The organism is Ciceribacter sp. L1K23 (assembly GCF_018122705.1).
Lineage (GTDB): Bacteria > Pseudomonadota > Alphaproteobacteria > Rhizobiales > Rhizobiaceae > Allorhizobium.
This window is the reverse complement of the sequence record NZ_JAGRRC010000001.1, coordinates 1,258,191-1,280,279: the sequence shown is the minus strand read 5'-3', so window position 1 is coordinate 1,280,279 and position 22,089 is coordinate 1,258,191. Positions and strand designations below refer to the sequence as shown.

23 protein-coding genes and 1 tRNA gene are annotated in these 22,089 nt (G+C 62.5%); 13 read left to right on the top strand and 11 right to left on the bottom strand.

What is annotated here, in order from left to right; genetic code table 11:
- Window positions 1–81: 81 nt before the first annotated feature.
- Window positions 82–321, top strand: coding sequence for a DUF378 domain-containing protein (locus J5J10_RS05885; RefSeq protein ID WP_208551379.1), 240 nt, complete (start codon window positions 82–84; stop codon window positions 319–321).
- Window positions 322–467: 146 nt separating this feature from the next.
- On the opposite strand, the gene J5J10_RS05880 is transcribed toward J5J10_RS05885, so the two are convergent.
- The 4 genes from J5J10_RS05880 to J5J10_RS05865 all read right to left on the bottom strand — a co-directional run bounded on the left by J5J10_RS05880 (window position 468) and on the right by J5J10_RS05865 (window position 3,499).
- Window positions 468–543: transfer RNA gene (locus tag J5J10_RS05880), tRNA-Lys, on the bottom strand.
- Window positions 544–662: 119 nt separating this feature from the next.
- A complete protein-coding gene (locus J5J10_RS05875) occupies window positions 663–1,580 on the bottom strand; it encodes a PhzF family phenazine biosynthesis protein (RefSeq protein ID WP_211929196.1) in 918 nt (305 codons plus the stop codon).
- Window positions 1,581–1,652: 72 nt separating this feature from the next.
- Window positions 1,653–2,393: an NUDIX hydrolase gene (locus J5J10_RS05870; RefSeq protein WP_211929195.1), complete on the bottom strand. Its 741-nt coding sequence runs from the start codon at window positions 2,391–2,393 to the stop codon at window positions 1,653–1,655.
- Window positions 2,390–3,499 carry an endonuclease/exonuclease/phosphatase family protein gene (locus tag J5J10_RS05865; RefSeq protein ID WP_211929194.1) on the bottom strand — a complete coding sequence of 370 codons (1,110 nt, stop codon included), beginning with the start codon at window positions 3,497–3,499 and terminating at the stop codon, window positions 2,390–2,392. The genes J5J10_RS05870 and J5J10_RS05865 overlap by 4 nt, the downstream gene beginning before the upstream one ends.
- Before the next feature lie 136 nt (window positions 3,500–3,635).
- Here J5J10_RS05865 and J5J10_RS05860 point away from each other — a divergent pair, with 136 nt between their 5' ends.
- The gene (locus tag J5J10_RS05860) at window positions 3,636–4,016 is read left to right on the top strand and encodes a DUF4189 domain-containing protein (RefSeq protein ID WP_211929193.1); all 381 of its coding nucleotides are present in this window, start codon (window positions 3,636–3,638) and stop codon (window positions 4,014–4,016) included.
- A 5-nt stretch (window positions 4,017–4,021) separates the two neighbouring features.
- Here J5J10_RS05860 and J5J10_RS05855 read toward each other — a convergent pair whose 3' ends face one another.
- The 3 genes from J5J10_RS05855 to J5J10_RS05845 are packed head-to-tail and all read right to left on the bottom strand — an operon-like array spanning window position 4,022 to window position 7,717.
- Window positions 4,022–5,047 (bottom strand): ABC transporter ATP-binding protein, encoded by a 1,026-nt coding sequence (locus J5J10_RS05855; RefSeq protein WP_211929192.1) that lies wholly within the window; start codon window positions 5,045–5,047, stop codon window positions 4,022–4,024.
- The gene (locus J5J10_RS05850) at window positions 5,035–6,729 is read right to left on the bottom strand and encodes an iron ABC transporter permease (protein ID WP_211929191.1); all 1,695 of its coding nucleotides are present in this window, start codon (window positions 6,727–6,729) and stop codon (window positions 5,035–5,037) included. Before J5J10_RS05850 ends, J5J10_RS05855 begins: the two co-directional genes overlap by 13 nt.
- 7 nt (window positions 6,730–6,736) lie before the next feature.
- Window positions 6,737–7,717 (bottom strand): ABC transporter substrate-binding protein, encoded by a 981-nt coding sequence (locus tag J5J10_RS05845; RefSeq protein ID WP_211929190.1) that lies wholly within the window; start codon window positions 7,715–7,717, stop codon window positions 6,737–6,739.
- A 220-nt stretch (window positions 7,718–7,937) separates the two neighbouring features.
- Between J5J10_RS05845 and J5J10_RS05840 the strand changes: the two genes are divergently transcribed.
- On the top strand, window positions 7,938–9,839 hold the full coding sequence (locus J5J10_RS05840) for a hypothetical protein (RefSeq protein ID WP_211929189.1): 1,902 nt from the start codon (window positions 7,938–7,940) through the stop codon (window positions 9,837–9,839).
- A 76-nt stretch (window positions 9,840–9,915) separates the two neighbouring features.
- Here J5J10_RS05840 and J5J10_RS05835 read toward each other — a convergent pair whose 3' ends face one another.
- Window positions 9,916–11,142 carry a PLP-dependent aminotransferase family protein gene (locus J5J10_RS05835; protein ID WP_211929188.1) on the bottom strand — a complete coding sequence of 409 codons (1,227 nt, stop codon included), beginning with the start codon at window positions 11,140–11,142 and terminating at the stop codon, window positions 9,916–9,918.
- A gap of 269 nt (window positions 11,143–11,411) precedes the next feature.
- Here J5J10_RS05835 and J5J10_RS05830 point away from each other — a divergent pair, with 269 nt between their 5' ends.
- Complete coding sequence (locus tag J5J10_RS05830) at window positions 11,412–12,629, top strand: GGDEF domain-containing protein (protein WP_211929187.1); 1,218 nt, start codon at window positions 11,412–11,414, stop codon at window positions 12,627–12,629.
- 7 nt (window positions 12,630–12,636) lie between these two features.
- Here the strand turns inward: J5J10_RS05830 and J5J10_RS05825 are convergent, their stop codons facing one another.
- Window positions 12,637–13,245: a TetR/AcrR family transcriptional regulator gene (locus J5J10_RS05825; protein ID WP_211929186.1), complete on the bottom strand. Its 609-nt coding sequence runs from the start codon at window positions 13,243–13,245 to the stop codon at window positions 12,637–12,639.
- Between the two features lie 69 nt (window positions 13,246–13,314).
- Here J5J10_RS05825 and J5J10_RS05820 point away from each other — a divergent pair, with 69 nt between their 5' ends.
- The 3 genes from J5J10_RS05820 (at window position 13,315) to J5J10_RS05810 (ending at window position 17,864) form a co-directional block, all read left to right on the top strand.
- Window positions 13,315–13,797, top strand: a complete 483-nt coding sequence (locus J5J10_RS05820; protein WP_208551391.1) for a cupin domain-containing protein — start codon at window positions 13,315–13,317, stop codon at window positions 13,795–13,797.
- Between the two features lie 267 nt (window positions 13,798–14,064).
- Entirely contained in the window at window positions 14,065–14,436 is a 372-nt protein-coding gene (locus J5J10_RS05815; protein WP_208551392.1) for a hypothetical protein, read from the top strand.
- Between the two features lie 404 nt (window positions 14,437–14,840).
- The gene (locus J5J10_RS05810; RefSeq protein WP_249116681.1) at window positions 14,841–17,864 is read left to right on the top strand and encodes a calcium-binding protein; all 3,024 of its coding nucleotides are present in this window, start codon (window positions 14,841–14,843) and stop codon (window positions 17,862–17,864) included.
- Between the two features lie 95 nt (window positions 17,865–17,959).
- Here the strand turns inward: J5J10_RS05810 and ilvC are convergent, their stop codons facing one another.
- Window positions 17,960–18,979 carry a ketol-acid reductoisomerase gene (gene ilvC / locus J5J10_RS05805; protein WP_208551394.1) on the bottom strand — a complete coding sequence of 340 codons (1,020 nt, stop codon included), beginning with the start codon at window positions 18,977–18,979 and terminating at the stop codon, window positions 17,960–17,962.
- Window positions 18,980–19,002: 23 nt separating this feature from the next.
- The gene (locus J5J10_RS05800) at window positions 19,003–19,692 is read right to left on the bottom strand and encodes a TetR/AcrR family transcriptional regulator (RefSeq protein WP_208551395.1); all 690 of its coding nucleotides are present in this window, start codon (window positions 19,690–19,692) and stop codon (window positions 19,003–19,005) included.
- 363 nt (window positions 19,693–20,055) lie between these two features.
- On the opposite strand from J5J10_RS05800, the gene J5J10_RS05795 reads away from it, so the two are divergent.
- The 6 genes from J5J10_RS05795 (at window position 20,056) to J5J10_RS05770 (ending at window position 22,088) form a co-directional block, all read left to right on the top strand.
- Entirely contained in the window at window positions 20,056–20,298 is a 243-nt protein-coding gene (locus J5J10_RS05795; RefSeq protein ID WP_208551396.1) for a hypothetical protein, read from the top strand.
- A 77-nt stretch (window positions 20,299–20,375) separates the two neighbouring features.
- On the top strand, window positions 20,376–20,621 hold the full coding sequence (locus J5J10_RS05790; RefSeq protein WP_208551397.1) for a hypothetical protein: 246 nt from the start codon (window positions 20,376–20,378) through the stop codon (window positions 20,619–20,621).
- Between the two features lie 84 nt (window positions 20,622–20,705).
- Window positions 20,706–20,951, top strand: coding sequence for a hypothetical protein (locus tag J5J10_RS05785; protein ID WP_208551398.1), 246 nt, complete (start codon window positions 20,706–20,708; stop codon window positions 20,949–20,951).
- Window positions 20,952–21,021: 70 nt separating this feature from the next.
- On the top strand, window positions 21,022–21,267 hold the full coding sequence (locus tag J5J10_RS05780; RefSeq protein ID WP_208551397.1) for a hypothetical protein: 246 nt from the start codon (window positions 21,022–21,024) through the stop codon (window positions 21,265–21,267).
- A gap of 67 nt (window positions 21,268–21,334) precedes the next feature.
- Complete coding sequence (locus J5J10_RS05775) at window positions 21,335–21,580, top strand: hypothetical protein (protein ID WP_211929184.1); 246 nt, start codon at window positions 21,335–21,337, stop codon at window positions 21,578–21,580.
- Window positions 21,581–21,710: 130 nt separating this feature from the next.
- Window positions 21,711–22,088, top strand: a complete 378-nt coding sequence (locus tag J5J10_RS05770) for a DUF4087 domain-containing protein (protein ID WP_211929183.1) — start codon at window positions 21,711–21,713, stop codon at window positions 22,086–22,088.
- The last annotated feature ends 1 nt before the right edge of the window (window position 22,089 follow it).

Below are 22,089 nucleotides of genomic sequence, written 5' to 3'. Positions count from 1 at the left end.
TGACTTTCGTTTATTCGGCCGGACGATGGAACAGAGCGCGAGCCTTAAGGTTAGCCCTGTGCAAGGCACAAGGAGAAACACATGCGCGCGCTCAACCTCATCACACTGCTTCTCGTCATCGTCGGCGGCCTGAACTGGCTCCTGGTCGGCATTGCCGACTTCGATCTCGTAGCCACGCTGTTCGGCGGCCAGGACACCGCACTGGCCACCATCGTCTACGTCCTCGTAGGCCTTTCCGCGATCTGGCAGCTGGTGCCGTTCGCCAAGGCTATGTCGGTCGGCGAACCGGCAGCCGAATCCAATCTCGGTCACCGCCACTAACAGGCCGCAAGGTTTTCACACGCGCGCCGCTGGCAGGGTCTGCCGGCGGCGTTCTTGAAAAGCCCTGCGCCGGCCATATCGATCAGCGCAAAACGCCAAAAAGCGGCCATAGCCGCTCTTCCACATCATCGCTAAGTCTTTGAAAATGGTGGGTGATGTAGGGCTCGAACCTACGACCCGCTGATTAAGAGTCAGCTGCTCTACCAACTGAGCTAATCACCCGAACGCTGCCTTCCGGCGGCGTGAGGGGGGCTATAAAGGGGAACGTTCGGCTTGTCCAGCACCTTCGGAAAAAAACTTTCGCCGCCGGGCGATTTGCGCAGAACAGGGTTACCGCCCGCTCATATCTCCAGCGTGCCGGTAGCGATACGGACCGCCTGACCTCCGATACGGGCACGGGAAATGCTGCCATCCTTGATGTCCATGTGCAGATGGATATAGGAGGGCCGCCCCATTTCGACCCCCTGCTCCACCAGGACTGGATGATGGCCGTCGGGCATGGCGTCGAAATGGTGGATGGCGCCGGCAAGCGCCGCCACCGCCGAGCCTGTTGCCGGATCCTCCGAGATCCCCATTCCGGCCGCAAACATCCTGGCATGAAAACGCGCCGTATGGTTCACACCGCCACGACAGTAGACATAGGCCGAAACGAGCCCGCCCTCGGCGAACGGCGCGACGTGTTGCCAGAGTTCCGCATCGAAATCGAGGCTTTCGACCGCTTGGAGATTATGCACCGGTATGACGGCAAACGGCACGCCGGCCGTCCAGATCGACGGCACGTGGTTCTCGAAGCCGATATCGGTGCTCTTCAGTGACAAGGCATCGGCCACGCCCTGTCGGTCGAGCGGATGATCGAGGCGCACCGGCACTTTCGGCAGGTCGAACTCGGCAAAGGCGGCCTCGTCCTCGCGCAGCCGCACGGCGCAGCGGACCGGACCGATCTTCTCCTCGATGACGGACACGATGTCGAGCGATGCGCCCTCCCCGCCATAGGATCGCTCGGCGAGCGCGACGGCGGTTCCGACCGTCGGATGACCGGCGAACGGCAGCTCCCGGCCGGGCGTGAAAATGCGGATCCGTGCTGTGTGGGCGGGATTGTCGGCGGGGATGACGAAGACCGTTTCCGAGAGCTTCAGCTCCGCCGCGATGGCCTGCATCGTCTCGTCGCTCAGACCCTCACCATCGAACACCACGGCAAGGGGATTTCCGGCCAGTTTCGTGCCGGTAAACACATCATAGATCGAGTAAGCGCGCGCCAAGCCTGCCTCCGCTCCTTCATTACCGTCCGCCGCGACGGCCACTCCACATTTCTGCCGCCCCCTTCGACAGGGTCAAGTGCCGCCACCGAAAAACCACGAGAGGAGCGGCGGCATGGTCGGGTTATACGGATGCGCGTCCGGATCGGACGAGCGTATCGCGATCGCACCCGCGATCTCCTGTTCCTCATCCTCCGCCATGTGCCGCTCGATGGCCGCCAGAAGTTCGTCCGCCGACTGGCGGAAACGAAATACCCGGCAGACCATCATCCGCCGCTCCTGATGACAGGCGAAATAGCGACCGTCGTCATCGGCCTGTCTGAGGTCGAGGCCGGTTTCCTCCCGCACCTCGCGCATCATGTTGCCGAGCACTTCGCATACGCCATCGACGACATCGGAGGCATCGAGCGACCCGGCCGGACAATAGACCTGTCCGGGATTGGCGGTCCGCTCGCCCATCCGCACCGCGATGATCGCCCCGTCGGAACTGACCGGCACGGGATAACAGAACAGGTGAAGCCCCCCGCTCGGCCGCTCCTGCCGGCGCCACCAGAGAAAGGTGGAGAACGGCACCATGTAGGCCTCGCCGCGAATGATGCCGTCCTGCAGCGCCAGCCGGTGCTGGAACACCATCTTGCCGTCGAACAGCGCCGGATTGGCAGCGACTTCCTTCCGCCAGTTTTCCGCCGCCCTCTCACGCTCGGCGAGATACCAGGGATGGTCGCCGGGAGAGACCTTGAGGTCCAGCCCCGAGATCGGAAAGACGGTGTTCGCCGGATAAAGACGGAAAGGATCGTGATCGATCGACACGGTCATGCGAAATCCAGGCTCATGACAACGGGACAATGGTCGGAGGCCTTCGGCCGGTCCCAGCCGACGCGCGGAAAACGCTCGACATCCTGCCCCGGCGGAAACACGGTACGGAAGGGCTGCCCGCCGCGCACGATCTCCGGCGCCCGTCCGCTATTCCGGGCGGCGAGCGATGGCGACAGCCAGATATAGTCGAGCTGGCAGAGGTGCTGCTCCTCCGGACCGCGGGCATGATACAGCGTCCAGCGGTCGAGAGGCTCTCGCCGCCGCATGACGTTTTCGGCGAAGCCATCGTGGCTGAAGACGTCGAGCGCGCTCGGCAGGCCGTCCTCGTGCGTAAAGCCGTATCCGGTACGTTTGGAGCCCGATACGATGACCCGCTCTTGGTAGTCGTTCATGTCGCCGCAGATCGCGAAATCCTTGCGGCCCGCATGATCTGGCCCGAAGCGGTTCTCGATGATGTGCCGGACGGCAAGCGCCTCCGCCCGGCGGATCGGCATGGTCGAGGTGCGCCCGTCGACGCCGTCCCGACCGTTGGTCATCGACTTGAAATGCACCACATAGAGCGTGAACGGCCGTCCGCCGATCTTGAGATCGAGTTCCAGGCAATCGCGCTTGAAGATCTTGTCGTCCGGCTTGTTGGTCGCGGCGATCTCGGGCGAAAAGAGCCCGATGTCGGCATAGGTCAGCGCCGCATGGCTCTTGATGTCGACGATCTCGATCCGCTCGCCGTCGCGCGTCTGATCGCGCATCATCACGCCCACATCGATGCCGCGGCTGTCATTGCCCTCGACGAGGTACTTGTGCATGTAGCCGTGCCCGACCATGCGAAACAGGTAGCCGTATTCAAATGCCCTCAGGGCATCCATGTTGTCGACTTCCTGCAGGCAGAGGATGTCGGCCTCGGCCTCGGCGATCGCCAGTGCCGAAAGCTGGCGGGTGTCGTCGGTCGAGGCGACGATGCGGGCGGCTTCGAGCCTGCGGTAATCCTCCTCCGACTTCACTTCGAACAGCTTCAACACGCGGTCCTGGCGCAACTGGTTGCGAAAGCCCGTGAAATCGAACCGGCTCATGAGATTTTCGACATTGAAGGTAGCAAGTCTCAAAGACATCGGCGGTCCGCTGCGAGAAAGCGCCGACTGGGCCGGCTGATCATTTCTGGCATGTCACGCCTGGCGGGTCAAACGCCGCTGGGCAAGCCATCCGTCAGCCTATATCGTCGCAAGCGAGCATTATCCGGGGGGACGCATGCAACGTATTTCGACATTTCTCTTCACTATTACCCTGATCGTCGCGACCACTCTGTCCGGCACGGCCGAGAGTGCCGGCCAGAGCTTCGGCGCGATCGCCTACTCGCCACAAACGGGCGCCATGGGCTGGTCCTATGATTTCGGCAATCAAAGACAGGCGGAGCGGCGCGCGCTTTCGGGCTGCGCGAAGCGAGCCCGCGACTGCCGTGTGGCGATCTGGTTCAGCAACGGCTGCGGCGCGCTGGCCGTCGGTTCGTCCGGATGGGGATCCGGATGGGGCGGCGATCGCAACCGGGCGGAGTACGAGGCGATGGGCAGTTGCGCCAAAAATAGCTACGGATGCCGCGTCGTCCGGTGGCAGTGTTCCGGCGCCCGCTGACGGCATCAAAGCCGCCACCCCGACCTGATCGTCACCCGCAGCACATCACCGGCTGCCGCCGGCAAGCGGCTGTAGGCCCTCAACCGTTGCCCGTCACCAAGTATCAGCCGCAAGGCGTGGCGCTCGCCCTCGAAGGTGGCGCTTTCAACGGTGGCCGTTAGCCCGTCGCCACCGATCTCGACATCCTGGGGACGAACCAGCACGTCGACCGTGGGCATGTCCTCGGCTGTGCCAAGGCAAGCCCTCAGGCGCGGCCAATCATAGCCGCGCTCGCCCGTGCCGTCGTCGCGGACCTGAAGGATAGCCCCCTGCCCGATCAGCGACCCCACAAGCCGGCCCTGGGGCCGGGCGTAGAGCTCGGCCGGCGGCGCCATCTGCAGCACGCGCCCCTCCGACATCACCGCGACGTCGGTCGCCAGCGCCATCGCCTCGGCCTGATCGTGCGTGACATAGATCATCGTGGCGCCTGAGCGGGCATGGAAGTCGCGGAACGCCTCCTCCATTTCCTGCCGCAGATGACGATCGAGATTGGCGAGCGGTTCGTCGAGCAGCACCACGTCAGGCTCGGTCACCAGGCATCGGGCCAGCGCCACGCGCTGCCGCTGGCCGCCGGAGAGGTCCGCAGGTCTCCGGTCGGCAAAGGCCTCCAGATGCACCGCCGCCAGCGCCTTGCGGACCTTATCGGCGGCGACACCCGCCGAAAGTCCCCTCACCTTCAGCGGATAGCCGACATTTCCGGCAACCGTCATATGCGGCCAGAGCGCATAGGACTGGAACACCATGGCCATGTTCCTGCTCTCGGGCGGCACGACGGCATTGGCGGACGAGAGCAGCCTGTCGCCGAGCCGGATCGTCCCCTCGTCGGGCGTCTCGAAGCCCGCAACCATCCTGAGCACGGTTGTCTTGCCGCAGCCGGAGGGACCGAGAAGTGCCAGAAAGCCGCCAGGACGCAGCGTGAGCGAGACGCCGTCGACGGCAGCCCTCCCACCGCCGAACGTTTTTCGCAAATCAGAAAGGATCAGTTCCGCCAAGGCACGACTCCCTTCGGCAGCCTGGCTGCCAGCAGTTCCAGCAACAGCATGAGGATCACGACCATGATCACCACCAGCACGGAGAGCGCCGAGGCAAGATCGTAGGAGCCGCTGTCGTCGAGATTGTAGATCGCCACGCCGAGCGTCTGCGTACCCGCCGACCAGAGCAGCGCCGAGACGGTCAGCTCATTGCACGCGATCAGGAAGACGAGGATCACCGACGCGCCCGCCGCAGGTGCGATCAGCGGCACCAGAATATCGGAAAGCCTGTGCCTGAAACCGGCACCCGAAAGCCGCGCGGCCTCCTCGAGCGCCGGGTCGAGCTGACGGAACGCACTCAGCACCGGCTTCAGGCCGACAGCAAAGAAACTGGACAGGTAGGCAAGCAGGATGATCCAGATCGTCCCGTAGATCGACACCTCGATCACCGGCAGCGGCGCGGCGAAGAGCAGGATGAAGCCGACGGCAATCACGATTCCCGGCAGCGCGTACGGTATCTCGATCATCGCCGACAGCAGCCCGACCAGTCGCCCCCGCTTCCGCGTCAGCACATAGGCCGTCAGCACGGAGAGCGCCAGAAGCATCACGGCGGCCGAGGCGGCGAGGAAGATCGAATTGGAAAACGCCGTCTGCGTCACCGACTGCCGGAACAGGATCTCTTCATAGGCCGACAGCGACGCCGTCTTCACAGACAGGGCAACGCCGTAGGCCGGCACGAGCGAGGCTGACACCAGCGCCAGGAACGGCGCCACCAGCATGACGAACAGCATCAGCCACAGGCAGAGTTGGATCGGCAGCCGCAATCGACCGAGTGCGAATGTCGCCATCGCACCCGAAAGCCCGATCAGCCGGTAGTCGCGCCCCTTCAACGCCCGCTCCTGCACCGCAAGGCCTGCCACGGCAAGAAAACCGATCATGGCGGAGAGGATGGCGATGTCGCCGAACGTGCTGGTCCCGAAGCTCGCGAAGCGCGAATAGACCAGCGTCGGCAGCGTATAGATCGACGCGGGTATGCCGAGGATAGCCGGAATGCCGAAATTGCCGATCCCCGAGACAAATGCAAGCGCCGCCCCGGCAATCAGCCCCGGCAGCGACAGCGGCAGGATGATATCAAGCAGCACCCGCATCGGTCTCGCACCGGAGAGCATCGCCGCCTCGACGGCATCGCGCGGCAAGGCGAGCAGCCCGGCCCTTAGCGCCAGATAGACAAGCGGCGCGTGCTGCACGCCGTAAAGCAGCGCAATTCCGCCGATTGAATAGAGCGGCTGCGGGCTGCCGAGCGGCGGCGCCAGCCCCAGCGTCTTCAGAAGCGGGCTCGACGGTCCGGTCATGCCTATCCACGATAGCGCCGTCACCTGCGGCGGGATCATCATCGGCAGCATGAACAGGAAGCTCAGCCACCACTTGCCGCGAATGTCGGTGAGCGTCAGCACAAGCGCGAACACACCGCCGATCAGGACCGCGATCACCATGCCGAGGAAGGAGGTCGTCAGCGTATTCCAGGTCGCCAGCCAGAAGGACTTTTCCAGGACCAGAGCGGTCGCCGAACCGGATGCGATCGATGCTGCCCCCGCCCCGGCAAGCCGGATCAGCGGCAGCGCGCAAAGAAGAAAGACCGCCGTCAGAACAAATGGAAACAGCCAGCGGGGCTGGCTGTTTCCCTTGACGAAAGAAGTGGCCATTGCGGCGTCAGTTCGTTCCGAAGATCGACGAGAACGTCTTCAGGTCCTCGTCCGTTGCCTTGAGCGCGGCAGCGGCGTCCAGCGGCAGAACCTTGATCGACTCGCGGGCCGGGAAGCCGTCCGGAACCGGCATACCGTTGCGCGCCGGAATATAGCCGAGCTTCAGGAAGCCTTCCTGGCCCTTTTCGGACAGGACGTAGTCGACGAACTTCTTGGCGGCGTCGGCATGTTCGGTGCCGTTGAGGATCGCAACCGGCTCGGTCACGGCGGAGACACCCTCTTCCGGGAATACGAACTCCACCGGCGCGCCCTTGGCCTTCTCGCGGATCGGCATGTAGTCGACGACGACTCCATAGGCCTTTTCGCCCGATGCCACTGATTTCAGGACCCCGCCATTGCCGCCAGCGGCGATCGCGCCGTTTTCCTGCAGCGCGCGGTAATAATCCCAGCCGAGGCTGTCGACGCCGGTCAGCGTCTGGGCATGAATCAGCGCGGCGCCCGAGGTCAGCGGGCTCGGCATGGTGACGAGCCCCTTGGCTTCCGGCTTGGCCAGATCCTGCCAGCTCGTCGGCTTCATCGAAGCCGCGGTGTTGTACATGATGCCGGTGGTGATCAGCTTGGTCGAGTAATAATGGCCGTCGGCGTCATAGAGACTTGCGTCGTAGTTGGCGGCCTCCGGCGACTGGTAGGCCATCAACTGGCCGGCCTGCTTCATGCGTTCCAGCGTGACGGTATCGGCGATCAAGAGAACGTCGGCGACCAGATTGCCGGCTTCGATCTCGGCCATCAGTTTGGCCATGATCTTCGGCGTGCCGTCGCGCACCCAATCGACCTTGATCTCTGGGTTTTCAGCCATGAAGCCGTCGACGGTCGCCTGCGCGTCCTCGTTCGGCTGGCTTGTGTAGAGCACCAGGTCGGCGGCGTTCGCGAAAGACGTCGCGGCACCGAGGGCAACCAGGGCCGTCGCGGTCAAGAGCAGCTTCTTCATGGGATATCTCCTTTCATCGGTGGCCGCTCAATAGGACCCGGTTTTAACAGCCATGTGACATCGCGGCCGTCCCGCCCCGGCAACTGGCCCGCTCGGTCACCGATTTTTGCACCGTTCTCAGACTTTTATCGGTCGAAAGCCGGCACCCGCTTCCAAGCCGGATTGTTTTGCACTAGTGGCCTTCACGGAACATTGATCTTTGCAAGGGGGCAAGGGCACCATGAAGGCGGAAGCGGGTTGGCGCGCGCGGGCACGCTATGCATTCGACAAGAGCATGGCGGGCGGCGCTGTGGCGCTGATCGGCTGGCTCGGGCTGATCTCGCTGATCGTCATCATTCTCGCCGGTCTGTTTCTGTCCCTGACTGGCATAGCCCCTGAAGGCGGCGAACCCGTCGGCTTCATCGAGGGCGCTTGGGAATCCCTGATGCGCACCATGGACGCCGGCACCATGGGTGGCGACATGGGGTGGAGTTTCCGCATGGTGTCGCTCTTCGTCACCATTTCGGGCATCTTTGTCTTCTCCGCCTTGATCGGTGTTTTAAGCAGCGGTCTCGAGAACAAGCTCGACGAATTGCGCAAGGGCCGCTCCAGGGTGCTGGAACAGGATCACACGATCATCCTCAACTGGTCGCCCTCGATCTTCGACATCATCTCCGAACTCGTCATCGCCAATCAGAGCCGCCGCCATCCGCGGATCGTGATCATGGCGAACCGCGACAAGGTCGAGATGGAGGAAGAGATCGCCGCCAAGGTCGACAATCTCAAGAACACCAGGATCATCTGCCGCTCCGGCGATCCGACCGACCTCTACGACCTCTCTATCGTCAATCCGCAAACCTCGCGCTCGATCATCGTGCTCGCCCCGGAAGGCGACGATCCGGACAGCCAGGTCATCAAGACCGTGCTGGCACTGGTGCATGATCCAAAGCGCCGCCAGGAACGCTACATGATCGCGGCGGAAATCCGCGACGCCGAAAACGCGGAGGTCGCCGGCATCGTCGGTGGCGGCGAACTGCAGCTGGTGCTCGCAGACGACCTGATCTCGCGGATCGTCGTCCACACCAGCCGGCAATCGGGTCTTTCGGCCGTCTACTCGGAACTTCTCGATTTCGACGGCTGCGAAATCTATACGCTGGAAGTCCCGGCGCTCACCGGCAAGAGCTTCGCCGCATCGGTCATGGCGTTCGAGAACTGCGCGCTGATTGGTGTCTGCGACCGGAACGACGCGGTCCATCTCAATCCCCTGCCCAACCGCGTATTCGAAGCCGGCGACAAGGCGATCATCATCGCCGAGGATGATGCCTCCATCGGCACCTGGGGCGAGGACATAAAGCTGGACCGCGAGGCGGTGATCGCGCCCGTGAAGCATCCGAACCAGGCGGAACACACCCTAATGCTGGGCTGGAACCGCCGCGGCCCGATCATCGCCCGCGAACTGTCCCGCTATGTCGCCAAGGGCTCGCACCTGACCATTGCCGCCAGCACGCCGGAGTTTGAGAGTGAGATCGACGCGCTTGCGCTGCCGGTCGACAACATGACGGTGACCCATAGGGTTGTCGACACCAGCAGCCGTTCTGCGCTCGATACACTCGACATCGACAGCTATGATCACGTGCTCGTCCTCGGATACAGCGACCACATGAATGCGCAGTCCGCCGACACGCGCACGCTGATCACCCTGTTGCATCTCAGGAAAATCGCAGAGCGCGCCGGACACCATATCAACGTCGTCAGCGAGATGACCGACGTCCGCAACCGGGAACTGGCCGAGGTTACGCGCGCCGACGATTTCGTCGTCAGCAACAAGCTGGTCAGTCTGATGCTCGCCCAGGCATCGGAAAATCCCTACATGTCGGCGATCTTCGCCGAACTTCTGAACGAGGAAGGTTCGGAACTCTACATGCGCCCGGTGACGGATTACGTCTCGATCGATCGTCCGGTGAACTTCTTCACGATCGCTTATTCGGCCTTGCGCCGGGGCGAGATCGCGATCGGCTATCGCCGTCTGCGCGACAACGACCCGGACGAACGCAATCTCGGCGGCGTTGTCGTCAACCCTCACAGGGCGCCGGCCATGACCTACCAGCCGGAGGACATGATCATCGTGCTCGCGCGCGACTAAGCGCGCAGAAGCCTGGTCCAATGCAAAGGCCCGCGATCGCTCGCGGGCCTATTTTGTTTTGGCTAACGACACGCGGTCACGCTGCCGCGGCAATCGCTCCGCCGACCAGGCGTCCAAGACGCTTGATACCCTCGTCGATCATCGCCTCGTTGGCGCAGGAGAAGGACAGCCGCAGCGTGTTCGTCCCCGACCGGTCGGCGAAGAACGCCTGCCCCGGCACGAAGGCGACCTTCTCCGTCTCCACCGACCGCGCCAGCAATTCGGCGCCGTCCATGCCCTCGGGCAGCGTCACCCAGACGAACATGCCGCCTTCAGGCTTGGTCCAGGTCGTCCCGGCTGGCATGTACTTTTCCAGCGCCTTCAGCATCGCGTCGCGGCGCGCGCTGTAGGCAGCCTTGATCTTGGCGACCTGCTCCGGGAAATGCCGCTCGGCCACATGGGTGATGGCGATCTGGTTGATCGTCGAGGAATGCAGGTCGGCAGCCTGCTTCATCAGCACCAGCTTGCGGATGACGGGCATGGCGGCGACGACGAAGCCGACGCGCAGGCCCGGCGCCAGAGTCTTGGAGAAGCTGCCGCTGTAGATCGTACGCGTCTCCTCGATCGAGCCCTTCTCGGCGATCTCGAGCGCGAGGATCGGCGGAACCGGTTCGCCGTCGTAGCGCAGCGACTGGTAGGCCGCATCCTCGATGATGGCGATGTCGAGTTCCTCGGCGAGCTTCAAAAGCCGCTCGCGGCCGGCGCGGTCGACCGTCTCCCCCGTCGGATTGGCGAAATCGGCCGATAGGTAAGCGAATTTCACGGCGCCGCCGTTCTTCTCCGCAGCAACCTTGTAGCTTTCCGGCGTGCGATTGCCGGAAACGCTGAGCTGGTCGTAGTTCGGCTCGTAGGCATTGAAGGCCTGCAGCGCGCCGAGGTAGGTCGGCCACGTCACGAGCGCGGTATCCTTCGGCGACAGGAACAGCTTCCCGAGATAATCGAGCGCCTGCTGCGATCCTGAGGTGATGAAGATGTTGTCGATGGTGCAGGGAATGCCGAGCTTTTCCATCTCGCCGCGCAACCATTCGCGCAGCGGCTTGTAGCCCTCGCTCACCGAATACTGCAGCGCCGTACCGACCTGGTCGCCGGAAAAAATGTCGGCATAGGCGGTCTTGAAGGCCTCGTCCGGAAACAGCGCCGGATCGGGAATGCCGCCAGCGAACGAGATGATGTCAGGCCGCTCGAGCAGCTTCAGAAGTTCACGAATTTCGGAGGCGCGCATACGCGAGGAACGCGTTGCAAAGATATGGTCCCAATTCAGCACGGGAGTTTCCTCGAAGTGTTTTTGTGATGGAGCAAGATCACCACACAAACCACGATAAGTCAACAATGCTGACCTATCGCCACACGCAACATTTCTCACATTTTTTCGAGTGCCGGATAATGTTCGGTCGTCTCTACCCCTTCAGCGGACCGAATCGAACCGGGTCAACGGGTGAACAGCCAGCGAAACACCCAATTTGGCCAGTGGGCGGAGGACTTTGTTTAGACTCCGGCGCTAGCGTGCAGTCACACAATCGAAGCGTTATATTTATGCCCGCCACGTCAAATTACATCCTGCAATCTGTCATCGGTCGTGAATTCGGTTCCGAACGCTATTGTTGGTCGGTGCTGGATGACCTCTTCTCCATCTGGCCTCATCTTCTCGCGGGCGCGGCCATCGCCCTTGTGGCGCTGCAAACCACAATCATTGCGGAACCCGCCTATCTCCAGTGGTCCATGGCAGCCCTCGCAATTCAACTCGTCGGCCGGTTCGCCGTCGGATACGCCTACAGACACCGATCCTCATCGTCCTCCGAAGCGCTGAACCGGTGGCTGATGGTCTTCTGGATCTCGGCAGGTGGTTCGGGAGCCCTGTGGGGCGCCTCGCTCGGACTTCTGCTGCTCGATGCCAGCAGCGAGGCGACGGTCACCATCCTCGTCGTCGGCTGCATTCTCGTACAATCGGCAAGTGCGCGCGCCTATATGACGCCGATGCCGGCCCTCACCCAGGCTGGGCTGCTGCTCTCGACGCTGCTTATGATCTCGGTCGCGAAAGGCCATCTTCTGATGCTGCCCCTGACAGCGATCTTCGTCGCCTTCCAGCTGGCCTATGTCAGCCGCCTGATCGGCCTGCGCCTGTCACAGATGAAGGCAGAGACCGAAAAAGACGGCCTTCTCGGGGAGTTGGAACTGGCAAACCGGGAACTGTCCTCGGCGAACGAGCGTCTGGCCCGCCACGCCTTGACCGACGGGCTGACAGCGCTGCCCAACCGCCGCCATTTCGACCGGAGCCTGTCGAGCCTGCTGGATCGCGCCAACCGCCTCGGCCTGCCGTTCTCGATGATCCTCGTCGACGTCGACCACTTCAAACGCTTCAACGACACCCACGGGCATCTTGCCGGCGACGCCTGCCTCCGTGCGGTTGCGACAGCAATGGCGACTCGCGTGGACGACTCGCACGTGCTTGCCCGCTATGGCGGAGAGGAGTTTGCGGTACTGCTGCCGGACACTGACGCTTGCAAGGCGCAAGAGGTCGCCGAGAGGCTGCGCCAAGCAATCGCCGGGCTTGATCTCGCCGCGGCAACGGGAACCGCAACCTCGATATCCGCCAGCTTCGGCGTCGCCACCAAGCCCGCGCGCGATGCCGCGAAGGATGAAACCCTGTTGTCTGAGGCTGATGAAGCCCTCTACGCCGCCAAGGGCGCCGGTCGCAACTGCGTCCGCCACGCCAGCGACCTCTCGCGCCAACAGCCCCGGCTGGAAGCCTGACTCAAGGTCAGGCATCCCCCCTTGCGGAAACATCAGCGAGAACACCCGCGATCAGCTTCCGGGCGGCCCACAGGGCCGTATCGATGGCCTCTTCGGTTTCGAGGTCATAGACATCCTTGAGAACGACGAGCGTTTCGATGCCGCACATCAACCCCAGCGCATGAACGAGACGACGGAAGTCCGCGGCGGAAAGCTCGGCCTCGAGCGGCTGTAGCGCCTCGCTCAGCCACTCCGCCCGCCGCCCGGCACGCTTAACGGCATGGCTGCCGCCCACGGTGCTCGCAAGCAGAGCGCGAAACGTCGCTTCATTTGTCTCCACCATGTGCAGAACCTGTCCGATGACATCGACTGCCCTGCAGGATGCATTCGAATCGTCGCTGAGCGGCTGCACCTGAATTCGGTTCGCAACCGCATCCAGCACGGCTTCGCGGATCATATCCTCGGCTGTCGAGAAATACCGGTAAGCGGTCGCCTTGGATATGCCCGCGTGTTCCGCCGCCTCTACAACGGTCGGCGACAAGCCACGTTCCGTCAGTTCCAGTGCGGCGCGCATCAGCTCGGCGCGTGTACGCTTCTTCTGGTTGACTCGTTCGAAATTTTTCTCTTGACCTGGCATTTACACCTCATTATGAGACTATCGTCTCGTGATGATCCGATACTATCATTTAAGAAAGGAGTTGCAAGCGTGAATCCCTCACATGCGTCATCCGGCCACTCGGCGCCGCGCACAGTTCATTTTCTCGGAAACCTTTTGACCTTCATTGCCAAAGCGCCGGATACGTCCGGGAGCTTTTCGCTGGCGGGGTGCCTGACGGCGCCGGGAGCGGGATCGCCCTATCATACCCAGCAGGACGAGGAGGGCTTTCTCGTCGTCGAAGGCACCTACGAATTCATCCTCGACGGCCAGCCGCGCACATGCAAGGCGGGCGACTTCGTCCACATTCCCCCGGGCCTGCCGCACATGTTCCGCAACACGGGCGACGCCCCCGGCAAGCTCGTCATCATCAACCTGCCCGCTGGCCCGCACGAGGATTTCTTCATGGAAGTCGGAACGCCGGTTGAAGCCGACTCAACGACCTTCCCGCCGGCATCGGAGCCGGACATACCCTTCGTCATGGCGGCGGCGGCCCGTCACGGTATCGCAATCCTCCCGCCGCCCTCGGCCTGACCGTCATATATTATCGACACGCGGGCGGATTTAGGGAAGTTTTAGGAAGCGGATTACACCCCGAGCGCGTATTGCCCGCGACGAGGTGAAGCGAGGCCCGCGCCATCGCCGGCCGACGACTATCAGACACAAACACAGCAGATCAGCACGGGCGATCAGTATCGCGTCCTCCCGCCCGTCGCAGCCGCTGTCGCGACATTCGAAATCAACTGCATGTCCGCGCCCTGATCCGGCTGACGGACGGTTCCATATTGGAGAGGTATAGAAATGCGTGGACTTTCATTCTTCTGCCTGGCGACTGCCGTCGCCTACGCGCTGGTCGCCATGGCGCTCGGCATCTTCATGGCGGCGTCCCATGACCACATGCTGGCACCCGCCCATGCACACCTGAACCTGGTCGGTTGGGTCAGTGTCGCCTTGTACGGCCTCTTCTATCATGCCGTTCCGGCGGCGTCGGGGATGAGGCTGGCAAAGGTGCAGGTCGGCTTTGCCACGGCCGGTGTCGTGACGCTTTGTCCCGGTATCGCGCTCGCGGTTCTCGGGATTTCGGAAGGTCTGGCGGTGCTTGGCTCCTTCCTCACCATTATCGCAATGGCGCTGTTTGCGACTGTCGTCTTCAGGTCCCGCGCTCGCGCCTGAGACGACCATCGCCGTCGTTATGCAAAAGCGCATAACATAATGACGGGAATGCAGTTTGCTGATCGGTCGGACCGTCGCTAGAGCAAGGCGGCGGAGCGCTGGCGGCAGGCGGCGATCCATTTTCAACAACAGGAACGCTGCGGGAATTCGGAGCGGGTCCGGACAGGCCGGAAGCCGGTAACGCAGGGACCGCTTCCGGCAAGGCCGTCGCGCGCCGTTTCTGCGGGCGGACGGCATCACCAAGAGTAGGGATCGGCCGCACCGGACGATCGCAACCATCAGCATGGCGAACCACGTGCGCACCCGCACGGGGGCGGGATGACGCGTGCCTTTCAACCGGTTTTGCCGGTGGCGGCGGTCATCCTGTGCGGCCAGCGGCAACACAACCATTGAAAGGAAACACCATGGCTTACAGGTACGGAACAGATAACGCTGAAACCATGATTGGCGACGACAGCGCCGACTATTTTGCGGCACTCGGCGGCAACGACCAGATCTACGGCGGGTTTGGCAGTGACATTGTCTCCGCTGGCGAGGGCGAAGATACCGTGGACGGCGGCTTCCAGGACGACACGCTCTATGGCGAAGCCGGCAACGACAAGCTGATCGGCGGCTCGGGCGATGACCTCCTGATTGGCGGAGTTGGTGCCGACACGTTGTCCGGCGGCATCGGTGAGGACACCTTCAACGAATTCGACCCGGGAAATTGGGACGGCGACACGATCGACGGCGGCCTCGGCGTCGACATGATGCAGTTCGACCTGCGCTGGTTCTCAAGCGGCGTCACCTTTGCTGTTGCCGATCCGACCGTGACGAACTCGATCCTTGGCGCAACCGTCAAGAACGTGGAAAGGTACGGGATCTTCGGCACCTCCTACGCCGATACGCTGACAGGCGGCGCATGGAACGATGAATTCTACGGCGGTGCCGGCAATGACAGGCTGAACGGCGGCGGCGGCAACGACTACCTCATCGGCGACACCGGTGCGGATACCCTCTATGGCGGTCAGGGCGACGACTATATTTCCGGCGGCAGTGACAACGACACGCTCAGCGGCAGCTACGGCAACGACTACATCAGCGGCGACGATGGCGACGACACGCTTTCCGGCGCCAACGGTAGGGACAGCCTCTATGGCGGGCGCGGCAAGGACAATATCACGGGCGGCTCCGGCAACGACTATATCGATGGCGGCGAAGGCGATGACATCATCGATGCCGGCAACGATAACGACTATATCATCGGTGGCGACGGCAATGACCGCATCAATGCCGGCAGCGGCAACGATGAGATCATCATGACCATCGGCCAGGGCCGCGACACCGTGGATGGTGGCTCCGGCACCGACATCCTCGACATCACCGGGTTGAGCGGAGTCTTCACCGCAAAAGCCGCCAACCTGACCAATACGCTCTCCGACGGCACCACGATCAAGGGTATCGAAGCCTATAACCTCAAGGGCTCGAACGGCAGCGATACCTTCACGACACTCGATGGCAACGACGTGATCTTCGGCTATGGCGGCAACGACCGCCTGAAGGCCGGCGCCGGCAATGACATGGTCAACGGCGGCCTGGGCAACGATGTCATCTACGGCGAGGCCGGCAACGACGTCCTGATCGCCGGAGGTGGAAAGGACACCATCTATGGCGGTTCCGGCATCGACACGGCCGTGATCGACGTGTCCGACTCCAACGCCAACACCACCTTCTCGATCAGCGGCACGACGGGCAAGGTCTCCAACGGCACGACCGCAAAGGACGTCGAAATCTACGAGATCACCACCGGTCGGGGCAATGACATCCTGCGCGCCGGCACCGCGCGTCAGGTCACCTTCCAGACGGGCGACGGCAACGACCAGCTCTATGGCGGCAAGGGTGACGACTATCTCTACAGCGGCCTCGGCTCCGACAAGGTCGAAGGCGGAGACGGCGATGACACCGCCTACGACCTCGGCGGCAACAACACCATGAACCTCGGGAACGGAAACGACCGCGTGGACATCACGGTGTTCGAGAACCATTCCGGCGGCGACAAGTCGGTCGTCAATCTTGGCGCTGGCAATGACAGCGTTTCCTTCAACAGCGGTCTCGGCTACACCTATGGCGTCCTGCAGGCCGACGGCGGCTCCGGCACCGACGTCGCATCGGTGGATCGTTCGCGCGGGACGTCGAACATGTCCTTCACGCTGAGCTCGAATGCCACCTTCGTCAACGGCAATGCCGTTCTGAAGAACTTCGAGGCCGTCATCCTGGCCAGCGGCTCCGGCAACGATACCCTGAAGGGCGGCAATCTCGCCGACACCTTCCGCGGCAATGCCGGCAACGACACCATTTCGGGCCTTGGCGGCAATGACTGGATTTATGGCGGCAGCGGTGCCGACAAGCTCTACGGCGGCGACGGCAATGATCGCCTCTATGCCGCCGACGGCAGCGGGGATACCAGCCGCGATGTCATCAGCGCCGGCGCCGGCAACGACCACATCTACATGAATGGCAACGACACCGCCGATGGTGGCAGCGGCATCGATACCGTCCACCTCAACCTCAGCACCCTGTCGGAAGGCGTCAAGTTCACCTTGTCGAGCGGCACGGTGAAGGTCAATGCCAACACCACGATCACCGGCATGGAACAGCTGGACTTCACCGGCACCTCCGGCAACGATGTCGTCACCGGCGGCGCACGCAACGACGTCCTGCGCGGCAAGAACGGCAATGACACCCTGAACGGCGGCGCCGGCAATGACACGCTTTATGACGGCGCCGGCAACGACAAGCTCTACGGCGGCTCCGGCAACGATCAGTTCTACCGCGATGTCTACAGCGGCACCGACCGTTTCGACGGCGGCTCCGGCACCGACACGCTTTCCTTCGGCAACTGGTATGGCGACATCTCCGCCAAGGTGGACCTCCTGGACTCCACCAAGAATGACGGTCTGGCGCGCGGTCTGACTTTGGTCTCCATCGAGAACGTCACCGGCTCCGCCAAGGACGACTGGATTGCCGGCAGCAATGAGGCAAACGTGCTGACCGGCGGCGCCGGCGGTGACGCGCTTTACGGTCGCGGCGGCAACGACACACTGAACGGCGGAAGCGGTGCCGATCTTCTGTCAGGCGGTTCCGGCGACGACCGGTTCGTTTTCGATACCTTCGTCGGCGGCGGTGACGAGATCACCGACTTCCAGCGGGGCCACGACAAGATCGCGATCGACTCCATCGATTTCGGCCTGAAGAGCAACTACAAGCTCGCGCTCATCCAGGGCGCAAATCCAGTGGCCACCGGCCACGGTCCGACCTTCCTGTTCGAGACCGACACGCACCGCCTCTGGTTCGACGCGGACGGCGCCGGCGGCGATCAGGAAGCGCACCTGATCGTCACCCTGGACAATGTGAAGTCCCTGTCGGCCAGCGACTTCCTGTTCATCTGAACAGGCGAACCCACAAAAACGAAAGGGCCGGAGAGCGATCGCTCTCCGGCCCTTGAGTTTGCAGCAGCGCCGTGCGCGGCGCGCCTTGGCGACAATCAGTTGCGGGCCTTGTCGACCAGCTTGTTCTTGCCGATCCACGGCATCATGCCGCGCAGCTTTTCACCGACCTGCTCGATCGGATGCTCGTCGTTGAGCCGGCGGGTTGCCTTGAAGCGGGCCGCACCCGAATGCCATTCCTGCATCCACTCGGCGGTGAAGCGGCCGGTCTGGATATCCTTCAGGACGCGCTTCATCTCGGCCTTGGTCTCGGCGGTGATAATGCGCGGACCGGTGACGTATTCGCCCCACTCGGCCGTGTTGGAGATCGAGTAGTTCATGTTGGCGATGCCGCCTTCATAGATCAGGTCGACGATCAGCTTCACTTCGTGCAGGCACTCGAAATAGGCCATTTCCGGTGCATAGCCTGCCTCGGTCAGCGTCTCGAAGCCGGCGCGGATCAGTTCGACCAGACCGCCGCAGAGAACGACCTGTTCGCCGAAGAGGTCCGTTTCGCACTCTTCGCGGAACGTCGTCTCGATGATGCCCGAACGGCCGCCACCGACGCCGCAGGCGTAAGAGAGCGCGAGTTCGAGCGCGTTGCCGGAAGCGTTCTGGTGAACGGCGACCAGGCACGGCACGCCGCCGCCCTTCTGGTATTCGCCGCGAACGGTGTGGCCCGGGCCCTTCGGCGCGATCATCACGACGTCGACCGAAGCCTTGGGCTCGATCAGGCCGAAATGCACGTTGAGGCCGTGAGCAAATGCGATTGCCGCGCCGTCGCGGATGTTCGGAGCGATGTCGGCCTTGTAGATGCCGGCCTGCAGTTCGTCCGGGGTTGCCATCATCAGGAGGTCGCCCCAGGCGGCCGCTTCCGCAACCGTCATGACCTTGAAGCCGTCGGCTTCGGCCTTCTTGGCGGTCGGCGAGCCGGCCTTCAGGGCGATCGCGACGTTCTGCGCGCCGGAATCCTTGAGGTTGAGGGCGTGCGCCCGGCCCTGGCTGCCATAGCCGACGATGACGACCTTCTTCGACTTGATGAGGTTTACGTCGGCATCACGATCGTAATAGACGCGCATTGTCTGTTCCTTCCCTATGCTTGTCAGTTGTGGTGAGTGTTTGTGACGGACCGGCCGGAGGCGGAATTGCCCTCCGGTCCGGCCAGAACCTTGTCCGTGCCATAGAGCGCCAGGAAGGCGTGAACCGCCTGCTGGGCCCGGGCTGCGAATTTCTTGGTGTCGGGCATCTCTCCAAGCAGCATCCGCACATGCATGTCCTGAACGATGAGCCCGTAAAATGTGCGGTAGGCCTCTTCGCCGTCGGAAAAGCGTAGAAGTCCGTCGCGCTGGCCGGCGTCGAGGAGCGCCCTCGCCCGCCTGTCGATCTGCCGGCGGCCGCGCTCGCGCAGCAGCGTCCCGAGCTTGGAACCGTCGCGGCTGGTCTGGCCGATCGCCAGCCTGTTGAGCGCCAGCGAAACATCCCCGGCAAGAACATCCAGAAGATCATGCGCGAAGATGTCGAGATGCTCGCGCAGGCTCGCCGGCGTCAGTCTCTCGCCCTGGCGCTCGACGGTGCGAACCTTGCTCGCCTGATAGGAGATCATCGCGGCAAGCAGCCCGTCGCGGTCGCCGAACCATTTGTACAGGCTTTCCTTGGAGCAGTTCGCGGCGCGAGCCAGCCCCGCCGTCGTGAGCGCCTTGTCGCCGCCCTCCACCAGCAGACGCAGAGCCTCCGCCAGGACGGCGTTCTGCCGCGGCGTGAATCCTGCATCGCTCGTGAGATCCGCTGACAAAAAAGCACCTCCAATTCGCGTACCGTACCGTACGGTTCATATCTCTATAGCGGCGGATATAGGAGGTCAAGCGTCTATGACTGCGAAAACGCCATTTAAAAAAGACAAGCCCAACAACCGCCTCACAATCCCATCACACACGAGTGATTGTTGTTGCATATAATTAATCACAGCGTTCACAAAACCGGAATAGTAATTTTAAGTTATTGATTTTAAACAGATACACAAAAGCTTCACACAAGACGTATCGAACCAGAAAGTTCGATTGACCGCAATTGACCCCTTGTCAAAAACCAATCCGTATCCCAAATCCAGCTCATCGAACCGACAAGTTCGATATACAAGACAACAAAGAGGTTCGTCATGAACAAGCTCGCAATCGTAGCAGCCGCTACACTTCTCGCCGGCGCTTCCACCGCCTTCGCTATCGAACCGATCCCGGGTTCGATCACCTACGGTGGAAACGTCGCCCAGCTGGAGAAGGCACCGGTAGGCTCCACCGTCCTCCACACGTTCACCAACGCGGGCAAGGACGTCAATGAAGTTTACGTCGTTGCCGCTGACAAGACCCTTCAGCTGGTCTCGCGCTCCATCAGCAACGACTGACATTCAACCGCTCAACCAGAGAGATCTCCGGAAATCACCTGAAGTCTCCCCATAAAACACTGAAAAGGAAACACCCAATGAAGACCATCATCGCAGCAACCGCCGTCATCGCTTCGCTTGCCGGCGCATCCTCCGCTTTCGCCGTTGAGCCGATCCAGGGTTCGATCACCTATGGCGGCCATGTCGCCCAGCTGTCTGAAGCTCCGGTCGGCTCGACCGTCCTTCATAGCTTCAGCGCCGGCGGCAGCGACTTCCGCGAAGTCTACCGCGTATCGGCTGACCGTACGCTCGACCTGGTATCCCGCTCGGTCGCCAACGACTGATCTCGACAAAGGTGAACGCCAGCAGCGCCACCACAAATACAACCCAAGATTAAAGTCCTCCCAAGACTTGAAAGGAACACAACCATGAAGACCATCATCGCAGCAACCGCCGTCATCGCCTCGCTTGCCGGCGCCTCCTCCGCCTTCGCCATCGAACCGATCCAGGGTTCGATCACCTATGGCGGTAACGTCGCCCAGCTCCAGCAGGCACCGGTCGGTTCGACCGTCCTTCACAGCTTCAGCGCCGGCGGCAGCGACTTCCGCGAAGTCTACCGCGTCTCCGCTGATCGCACTCTGGACCTCGTCTTTCGCTCGGTCGCCAACGACTGATCCCGACACACATCAAGACCCGGCGCAGTCGACTGACTGACCGGAACCCAAATCGAAAAGGAACATGACCATGAAGACCATCATCGCAGCAACCGCCGTCATTGCATCGCTTGCCGGCGCATCCTCCGCTTTCGCCGTTGAGCCGATCCAGGGTTCGATCACCTATGGCGGCCATGTCGCCCAGCTGTCTGAAGCTCCGGTCGGCTCGACCGTCCTCCACAGCTTCAGCGCCGGCGGCAGCGACTTCCGCGAAGTCTACCGCGTGTCGGCTGACCGTACGCTCGACCTGGTATCCCGTTCGGTCGCCAACGACTGATCTCAACCATCCCCTTGCGGCCGACAGCACTAGGCTGGACGGCAGCAGATTCGAAAGGAACAAGACCATGAAGACCATCATCGCAGCAACCGCCGTCATCGCTTCGCTTGCCGGCGCATCCTCCGCCTTCGCCATCGAGCCGATCCAGGGTTCGATCACCTACGGCGGCCATGTCGCACAGTTGTCTAAAGCTCCGGTCGGCTCGACCGTCCTCCACAGCTTCAATGCCGGCGGCAGCGACTTCCGCGAAGTCTACCGCGTATCGGCTGACCGTACGCTCGACCTGGTATCCCGTTCGGTCGCCAACGACTGATCGACACCTCCGGGTGACACGGGGTCCCGGCTTCGGCCGGGACCCCCGAACTTTTTTGCCATACCACATTTGGTCTTTGGCAGCCGGCGTGACCTGCGATACTGAGCTTCAGGCCCTATCGGAGGAAATCATGCGCCCCCACCTGCTCTCCCCAATTCTTGCTCTCAGCCTCATCGGCCTGCCGGGCCTTGCGTTCGCCAAGGAAAACCGCTGCGGCTGGATCCAGAACCCCACGCCCGGCAATTATTGGCTGGACGACCGCGATGGCACCTGGATCATCCTCTCCCAGGGCAGTCCCGACGAACCGCTCGGCATGGAAAACTTCCCCGACATCTCGACCGGCGACTATGTCGCGGCCAACGGCAATTACGGCTACACCTGCGGCTGCATCCAGGCCGAGACCGAAGGTGACCCGCGCGACATGGGCCGCATCACCGCGATCTATTCGGTGAAGCTCCTGCCGCTCAGCAAGTGCCTGGCCGATCGCAGCCTGCCGAAGCCGGAATAAT